The organism is Lysobacter sp. 1R34A (genome assembly GCF_051217035.1).
In the GTDB taxonomy this organism is placed as follows: domain Bacteria; phylum Pseudomonadota; class Gammaproteobacteria; order Xanthomonadales; family Xanthomonadaceae; genus Lysobacter.
The window spans coordinates 1-5,622 of the sequence record NZ_JBPKJP010000162.1 but is presented as its reverse complement, the minus strand read 5'-3'; the positions used below and the strand labels follow the sequence as shown (position 1 = coordinate 5,622).

Here is a 5,622-nt window from a genome sequence, read left to right as displayed (position 1 = left end):
GCGGGTCCTGCGGCACCCAGGCCAGGCTGCGCCCGCGCAGGCGCGCGTGCGCGGCGCCGCCGAGGGCGATGGGTTCGCCGTCGACCTGCAGGCGCCCTTCGCCGCGCAGCTCGGGCGGCAACAGACCGAGCAAGGCCAAGGCGGTCAGGCTCTTGCCGCTGCCGCTTTCGCCGACCACGCCGAGGCATTCGCCGGCCTGCAGCTGCAGATCGAGCGGGCCGAGCACACCGCGCGTGCGCGTCCCCACCGTCAGCGCCTGCAGGTCCAGCAATGCGCTCATGCGGCCGCGGCCCCGACCTTGGCCTCGCCGTCGCCGACATCGCCGCGCACGTCGAGCCAATCGCGCAGGCCGTCGCCGAGAAACTGGAACGCGGCCAGGGTCGCGACCAGGAACCCTGCCGGGAACAGCAAGGTCCACGGCGCGCTGTCGAGCTCCTGCACGCCTTCGGCGAGCAGGCCGCCCCAACTCGACGAGGGCTCGTCGATCGACAGGCCGAGAAAGCCGAGGAAACTCTCGACCAGGATCGCCTGCGGCAGGATCAGGCCGAGGTAGACGAAGGCCAGCGGCATCAGGTTCGGCAGCACGTGCCAGCGCAGGCGCTGGCCGAAACTCGCCCCGGCCGCCTGCGCGGCGAGCACGAACGGCGCCTCGCGCAGGCGTGCGGCCTCCGCGCGCATCACCCGCGCCAGGTCGATCCATACATAACCGCCGATCGCCGCGAGCAGCAACCACAGCGAGCGCTCGAACAGAGTCAGCAGCAGGATCACCACCAACAGGAACGGCAGCGCCGAGAACACGTCGAGCACCCGCAACATCGCGCGCTCGACTCTTCCGCCGGCGAGCCCTGCGATGGCGCCGTAGCCCAGGCCGATGACCAGGGCCACCACGCTGGCGAGCAGCCCGATGCCGAGCGACAGGCGCCCGCCGGCTAGGGTGCGCGCGAACACGTCGCGCCCGATCGCATCGGTCCCGAACCAGTGCCCGGCCGTGCCCGGCCGCACCGACAATGCGTCCCAGTCGGGCAGGATCGGCCCGTAGCGGCCCAACGCCGGCGCGAGCCAGCAGGCGGCGGCGAGGACGGCGAGCACCGACAGACAGGTGCGGGCGAGCGGCGGAAGCGAGGCGAGAGAACGCATTGGCGCTCATCGTAACGGCTTCGCGGACGTCGGCCACGCTCGCCCGAAGCGCCTGCCTGTGAAAAGGGAGTTAGGGATTTGTCTCTGGCTCTCGCTCGGGCCGCGCCATCGCCATCGCCCCGCCCACATAGCCCCAAGTCATAAGCAGATGAGGCATTACCTTTTCCCCTGAGCCACCGGTCGCGGCGACATTCCCTACATGGTGAATGGGAAATGCTGACGATGAAGGCCAAATACGCACTGCGCGCGATGTGCGCGCTGGCGCGTGCCGACGGCGGCCGGCCCCGGGGCGGCAGGCTGCAGGCGCGCACGATCGCCGAGCACAGCCGCGCGCCGGGCAAGTTCCTCGAAACCATCCTGGTCGACCTGCGCCAAGCCGGTTTCATCGACAGCCGGCGCGGCCAGAAGGGCGGCCACGCCCTGGCCCGCCCGGCCGACCAGATCATGATCGGCGACCTGATCCGCGCCATCGACGGGCCGCTGGCGCCGGTACGCTGCGCCAGCGTCAGCGCCTATCAGCCCTGCTCCGACTGCCCCGATCCCGACGCCTGCAGCCTGCGTTCGCTGATGCGCGAAGCGCGCGACGCGATCTCCGACGTGCTCGACCGGCGCAGCCTGCACGATCTCGCGCAGGCGCCGGGGTCCAGCCTGGCCGCACTGGCCGGAGACAGCGCGTGAGCCGGCGGGTGCCGGGCGAACGCGGCGCCGGCCCGCGCGCATCGAGCGAACCGCGTCGGCGCGAACGCGCGGCCGCGCGGCCGCGGACTGTCGAACCCGACCGGCCCGGGCCGGCGGGCGAACCCGAGATCAACATCGTCAACCTCAGCGACAGCGAGTACCAGTTGCTGAGCGCGGTGCGCGAACTCGGCCAAGGCCAGATCGAAGTCGTCGTGCACAGCTCGCGCATCGTCCGCATCACCCGCAGCCAACGCCTGCCGGTGGCGCCGCCGCGGAGCCTGCGCCCATGAGCGTGCTGCGCGTCGAAACCCACTGTCGCGGCCAAGACTGAAGTCCGCGGCGCGCCGAGGCCGCCCAATCCGCATTGCCCGTCGTCCGGCCCGAGCCTCGGGCCCGCCGCCTGTCCAGTCATCGTTGAAGGAGCTCATCATGCAAACCCCGGTTCGACTCGCGAAGGCCGCGCCGCGCGCCACCCCATGGTTGTGGGGCGCACTGGCCTGCGCGCTCGCCTTGCCGGCCCAGGCGCAGACGGCTCCGCCCACGGTCGAAGAACTCGCCAAGCGGTTGCGCGCGATCGAGCAACGCCTGGGCGGCGGCGAGGCCGTCGCCGGCGCGGCCGCCGACAGCGGCAACCTGGCCGAACTCGACCAACGCCTGCGGGTGATCGAACGCCGCTTGGAACTGCAGGCCGAGGAAAGCGCGGCCAAGGCCGCGAGCACGCCGACGGTGACGCTCAGCGCGAGCAAGGGGCTGGCGGTGAAATCGCCGCCGCCGGGCGATGTGGAACTGAAGTTCAAGGCGCTGGTGCAGGCCGACGGCCGCTTCTTCATCGGCGACGAAACGGTGCCGCAGAACGACAGTTTCCTGTTCCGCCGGATCATGCCGACCATCGAAGGCAGTTGGGGGTCGCTGGTCGGCTTCCGCCTGACCCCGGAGTTCGCCGGCGACAGTGCGACCATCGCCGACGCCTACCTCGACCTGAAATTCGATCCGCGCGCGACGGTGCGCATCGGCAAGTTCAAGAGCCCGGTCGGGCTGGAACGCCTGCAGTCCAGCGGTTCGACCGCGCTGATCGAACTCGGCCTGGCCTCGGAACTCACCCCGAACCGCGACCTCGGCGTGCAACTGCAGGGCGAGTTCGCGCAGGCGACGGTGTCGTACGCGTTCGGCGTCTACAACGGCGCGGTCGACGGCCGCGACAGCCCGACGGTGAACCCCGACAACGACTTCGAGCTCGCCGGACGTCTGTTCTTCGAGCCGTGGAAGAACCACAGCAACGCGCTGTCGGGCCTGGGCTTCGGCCTCGCCGGCAGCCGCGGCGACAAGCAGGGCAGCGGCAACAACTTCCTGCCGCGCTATCGCACCCCGGGGCAGACGCAGTTCTTCAATTACCGCGGCACCGCCCTGGCCGACGGCGCGCACAAGCGCTGGTCGCCGCAGGCCTGGTATTACCGCAACGGCTTCGGCCTGCTCGGCGAGTACGTCAGCTCCAGCCAGGAGCTGCGCGTCGGCGCGGTCGCCGACGAACTCGAGCACCGCGCCTGGCAGCTCACCGGCGGCTACGTGCTGACCGGCGAGGACGCCGGCTACAAGGGCGTGGCCCGGCCTAACCAACCGTTTACGCTCGGTGGTGCAGGCTGGGGCGCGTTCGAACTGGTCGCGCGCTACGGGCGCCTGGAAATCGACGAGGCGGCTTTCCCCCGTTTCGCCGATCGCAACGCCGTCGCCGACGCGGCCCGCTCCTGGGGCCTGGGTTTGAACTGGTACCTCACCGGCAACCTCAAGCTCGTCGCCAACTACACCCAGACCGAATTCGACGGCGGCGCCGCCGCGGGCCGCGACCGCGAAGACGAGAAGGCCTTCTTCACCCGTGCCCAGCTCGCCTTCTGACGCCGGCACCGCAGGCCCCGCTTTCGACCTTCCCTAACCCGTTCGCCCCACGCACAGGACTCACCGATGAAAACCCGCTTCCGCCTGATGTTGCTCGGCCTGGCCCTGGCCGCCGCCTCGGCCTCGGCCGCGGCCAAGGACGTCGAATTGCTCAACGTGTCCTACGACCCCACCCGCGAGTTCTACGCCGAGGTCAACCAGGTGTTCGCCGCGCAGTGGAAACAGCAGACCGGCGAGACCCTCAACCTTCGCGCCTCGCACGGCGGCTCCGGCAAGCAGGCGCGCTCGGTGGTCGACGGCCTCGAAGCCGACGTGGTGACCCTGGCGCTGGCCGGCGACATCGACACCATCGCCGGCGCCAAGCAATTGCCGGCGAACTGGCAGAGCCGCCTGCCGCACCAGAGCTCGCCCTACACCTCGACCATCGTGTTCCTGGTGCGCAAGGGCAATCCAAAGGGCATCAAGGACTGGGGCGACCTGACCCAGGCCGGCCTCGGCGTGATCACGCCGAACCCGAAGACCTCCGGCGGCGCGCGTTGGAACTATCTCGCCGCCTGGGCCTGGGCCTCGACCAAGTACCGCGACGGCGACAAGGTGGTCGACTACCTCACCCGGTTGTTCAAGAACGTGCCGGTGCTCGACACCGGCGCGCGCGGCTCGACCACGACCTTCGTCGACCGCGGCATCGGCGACGTGCTGCTGGCCTGGGAGAACGAGGCCTTGTTGACCCTCGAGCAGCCAGCCAACCGCGGCAAGTACGAAATCGTCGTGCCGAGCCTGAGCATCAAGGCCGAGCCGCCGGTGGCCTGGGTCGACAAGAACGTCGACAAGCACGGTACGCGCAAGCAGGCCGAGGCCTATCTGCGTTTCCTGTACACGCCCGAAGGCCAGCGCCTCGCCGCCAAGCACGGCTACCGTCCGGCCGAACCGGACAAGGTGCCGGCGGCCGAGCTCGCCAAGTTCCCGGCGGTGAAGCAGGTCACCATCGACGGCGCGTTCGGCGGCTGGAAGAAGGCCCAGGCCGCGCATTTCTCCGACGGCGGCTTCTTCGACAAGATCTATCTGCCGAAGTAAATCCGCAGGGAACGGGCGCCGGCGGCTTGCCCGTGCAGCCCACATCGCGCATCCGCCGCCGCGGCGGCAAAGCAAGCCGAGGCTCTCGGGCGGCCGGCGAGCCGCGCAGTCGGTCGGGTCGGGATCGTTGACCCTGATTTCCGATTCCTAGTTTCTGATTCCTGGTTCCTCGTTCCAAATTTCCCGCTCCTCGCTCCTCGCTCCCGCCGTGCGCCGCGCACTAGCGAAGGCAACACAAGACCCGGAGGGCGGCCCGCAGGGATGCGGGCCGTTTTTCATCGGGACAGGGAGGTCCCGTATGAAAGATCACCGCGGATGCATCGAACGCGCGGGCCTGTGATTCAAAACAAGCACTTTTCTTTGGTTACCTTTCTTTTGTTGCTTTAGACAAAAGAAAGTAACCCGCCGCTTTAGTGGCTTTGGGTTTGATTTTGATCTTGATGTCGACCGAAAGAAGCGCCGCAAGACCGCCGAAGCGCGGTCGCGGCTTGCGCCGCTCCTTCCCTGCGAGAACACGCCGTTCCGACGAATAGCGGCGGCTTCGTTGTCTCTGCGCGTTCGGCGGTCGCGACTCACGTCGCTCCTACAAAAGTCCTGCCGATACGGCGCGAGTTGAAGGACCGCGGTCGCGGCTCGCGCCGCTCCTGCCCTGCGAGAACACGCCGCTCCGACGAACAGCGGCGGCTTCGTTGTCTCTGCGCGTTCCGCGGTCGGGACTCACCTCGCTCCTACACAGGTAAGCCTGTGCAACGCATGCCGCGAATCGACGGTCTCGGGCGGGCGGCCAACCGGCCCGCGCGGCGCACCGCCCGGGCCGGGGGGGCCACGGCGGTCGCGGGACGG

6 protein-coding genes are annotated in these 5,622 nt (G+C 69.5%); 4 read left to right on the top strand and 2 right to left on the bottom strand.

What is annotated here, in order from left to right; all coding sequences use genetic code 11:
- Together ACSAMQ_RS19790 and ACSAMQ_RS19785 are read right to left on the bottom strand one after the other, a co-directional pair.
- On the bottom strand, positions 1-280 hold a 280-nt coding region (locus ACSAMQ_RS19790; protein ID WP_435397298.1), incomplete at its 3' end, for an ATP-binding cassette domain-containing protein.
- On the bottom strand, positions 277-1,137 hold the full coding sequence (locus tag ACSAMQ_RS19785) for an ABC transporter permease (protein ID WP_435397297.1): 861 nt from the start codon (positions 1,135-1,137) through the stop codon (positions 277-279). The genes ACSAMQ_RS19790 and ACSAMQ_RS19785, both read right to left, overlap by 4 nt.
- 222 nt (positions 1,138-1,359) lie before the next feature.
- Here ACSAMQ_RS19785 and ACSAMQ_RS19780 point away from each other — a divergent pair, with 222 nt between their 5' ends.
- The 4 genes from ACSAMQ_RS19780 to ACSAMQ_RS19765 all read left to right on the top strand — a co-directional run bounded on the left by ACSAMQ_RS19780 (position 1,360) and on the right by ACSAMQ_RS19765 (position 4,779).
- Positions 1,360-1,815 carry an RrF2 family transcriptional regulator gene (locus ACSAMQ_RS19780; protein WP_435397296.1) on the top strand — a complete coding sequence of 152 codons (456 nt, stop codon included), beginning with the start codon at positions 1,360-1,362 and terminating at the stop codon, positions 1,813-1,815.
- A complete protein-coding gene (locus ACSAMQ_RS19775) occupies positions 1,812-2,105 on the top strand; it encodes a hypothetical protein (RefSeq protein ID WP_435397295.1) in 294 nt (97 codons plus the stop codon). The genes ACSAMQ_RS19780 and ACSAMQ_RS19775 overlap by 4 nt, the downstream gene beginning before the upstream one ends.
- Positions 2,106-2,244: 139 nt before the next feature.
- Complete coding sequence (locus ACSAMQ_RS19770; protein WP_435397294.1) at positions 2,245-3,705, top strand: OprO/OprP family phosphate-selective porin; 1,461 nt, start codon at positions 2,245-2,247, stop codon at positions 3,703-3,705.
- A 66-nt stretch (positions 3,706-3,771) separates the two neighbouring features.
- Positions 3,772-4,779, top strand: coding sequence for a sulfate ABC transporter substrate-binding protein (locus ACSAMQ_RS19765; RefSeq protein WP_435397293.1), 1,008 nt, complete (start codon positions 3,772-3,774; stop codon positions 4,777-4,779).
- Positions 4,780-5,622 lie beyond the last annotated feature (843 nt).

Coding starts and splice junctions, on each gene's coding strand:
- ACSAMQ_RS19785 (WP_435397297.1), bottom strand. CDS start 1,137: ATGCGTTCTCTCGCCTCGCTTCCGCCGCTCGCCCGCACCTGTCTGTCG.
- ACSAMQ_RS19780 (WP_435397296.1), top strand. CDS start 1,360: ATGAAGGCCAAATACGCACTGCGCGCGATGTGCGCGCTGGCGCGTGCC.
- ACSAMQ_RS19770 (WP_435397294.1), top strand. CDS start 2,245: ATGCAAACCCCGGTTCGACTCGCGAAGGCCGCGCCGCGCGCCACCCCA.
- ACSAMQ_RS19765 (WP_435397293.1), top strand. CDS start 3,772: ATGAAAACCCGCTTCCGCCTGATGTTGCTCGGCCTGGCCCTGGCCGCC.